Here is a 1,965-nt window from a genome sequence, read left to right on the forward strand (position 1 = left end):
AGGATGTAGCGGAAATCGCCGATCCCGCTCGCCGCCAGGGTCTTGATCGGACCCGCGGAGATCGCGTTGACGCGGATGTTCTCCGGACCCAGGTCCATCGCGAGATACTTGACGCTGGTTTCCAGCGCGGCCTTGGCCACGCCCATGACGTTGTAGTGCGGCACGACCTTCTCCGCGCCGTAGTAGCTGAGCGTCAGCAGGCTGCCGCCCTCGGGCATCATCGCGCGCGCTCGCTTCGCCACCGCGACGAAGCTGTAGGCCGAGACGTTCATCGTCAGCAAGAAATTGTCGAGGCTGGTGTCGACGTACTTGCCGCGCAACTCGTTCTTGTCGGAAAAACCGATCGCGTGGACGACGAAGTCGAGCGTCGGCCAGTCCGCCGCGAGCGCGTCGAACGCCGCGTCCAGCCGCGCCATGTCGGACACGTCGCAGTCGATCAGCCTGGTCGAGCCGAGCTGCTCGGCGAGCGGGCGGACGCGTCTCTCCAGCGACTCGCCCTGGTAGGAGAAAGCGAGTTCGGCGCCGGCCTCGCCCAGCTTTTTCGCGATACCCCATGCGAGCGACCGATCGTTGGCGAGCCCCATGATCAGCCCGCGCTTGCCCGCCATCAATCCGTTCACGCCGTCGCCGTCCCTGCTATCGTCTTCTCAGCTGTTCCCTCTACAACCGGTTCGGGCGGTTCCGCCAGTGCCGCGTTCAGATGCGCGCCGAACACGAGGCCGAGCCCGATCAGGTAGAAGAACAGCAGCATCACGACCACCCCGGCGAGGCTGCCGTAGGTCAGGTCGTAGCCACCGAGATTGGACAGGACCCAGGGCAGCCCCGCGGTCATGCTGACCCACCAGATTGTGGTGAACAGCGCGCCGGGCCATTTGCGCGCGTCGGTGTGGCGGTACTTGCCCGGCGTCACCGAGTAGAACAGCATGTAGAGCGCACCGAACATGATCGCCGCGGGCACGAAGCGCGCGAGCCCGAGCCAGCCCGCGACATCCTGCGCGAACGGCAGCAGGCGGTAGATGAACTGCTCCGCCGCGGTCAGCGCGCCCTGCACGAAGAAGGACACGAGCGCCACGAGCACCGAGGCGACGATCGCGAGACTCAGGCCCAGCCGCGCGCGCCACAGCGACTGCGTGGCGTGGGTGCCGTAGGCGCGGCGAAAGATGTCGCGGATCGTTTCCACGAAGCTACCGACGGTCCACAGCCCGACCAGCCCGCCGAGCCAGAGCAGCGAGCCGGTGCGCGCCTGCAGCACGTCGGCGATCGGCTTGCGCAGCAGCTCCGCCGATTCGCCCGGCAGCACCGACAGGAAGCTCGCCACCGCGCGCTGCGTTTCCGCGCTCTGCCCGACGAGCGACAGCACCGCGGCGGCGACGATGAAGAACGGGAACAGCGTCATCAGCGCGAGATAGGCGAGGTTGCCCGCGTGGATGAACCCGTCGTTGTAGACGCCCAGCGACGCGCGCTTCGCCACCTCGAAGAAGGCGCTGCCGGGTTTCACCCGCGCATATTCCTTCGACACGACGCCGCGGGCACGACCATGGGCGTGGCGCCGGGCGCGGTCCTCGGGGGTCAGGGCGGGCGGTGCTTCGAGATCGCTCACCTGTATCAGACGCCCATCGCGTCGCGCGGGTTCCGCTCGTCGCCCGACCAGTCGGCGACGAACGCCTTGAGCGCGGCATCGTCCGCGGGCAGGTCGATCATCAGCGTGACCAGCAGGTCGCCGCGCCCGCCGCCCTTCTTGTGAAAGCCCTTGCCCTTCAATCGCAGCACCTTGCCGCTGGACGCGCCGGGCGCGATCGTCAGCATGACGGGCTTCTCGACCGTCGGCGCCTTCACCGCACCGCCCAGCACCGCTTCCTTGAGGGTGATCGGCAGGTCGACGCGCACGTCGTCGCCGTCGCGGGTGAAGAAGCGGTGCGGCACGATCTCGATCGTGACGAGGGCGTCGCCCGCGCCGCCCGGACC

Annotated in this window: 3 protein-coding genes; all 3 read right to left on the reverse strand. The window is 68.1% G+C overall.

All coding sequences use genetic code 11. The annotated features are described in order from the left end of the window. Positions 1-620, reverse strand: a 620-nt coding sequence (locus ACFDS6_RS12225; RefSeq protein WP_375272453.1) for an SDR family oxidoreductase, incomplete at its 3' end; no start/stop codon positions are given. After that, the gene (locus ACFDS6_RS12230) at positions 617-1,600 is read right to left on the reverse strand and encodes a YihY/virulence factor BrkB family protein (protein WP_375272454.1); all 984 of its coding nucleotides are present in this window, start codon (positions 1,598-1,600) and stop codon (positions 617-619) included. The genes ACFDS6_RS12225 and ACFDS6_RS12230, both read right to left, overlap by 4 nt. A 5-nt stretch (positions 1,601-1,605) precedes the next feature. Next, a partial coding sequence (locus tag ACFDS6_RS12235; protein ID WP_375272455.1) for a DnaJ C-terminal domain-containing protein occupies positions 1,606-1,965 on the reverse strand: 360 nt, incomplete at its 5' end.

Source organism: Sphingomonas sp., from assembly GCF_042095875.1.
Lineage (GTDB): Bacteria > Pseudomonadota > Alphaproteobacteria > Sphingomonadales > Sphingomonadaceae > Sphingomonas.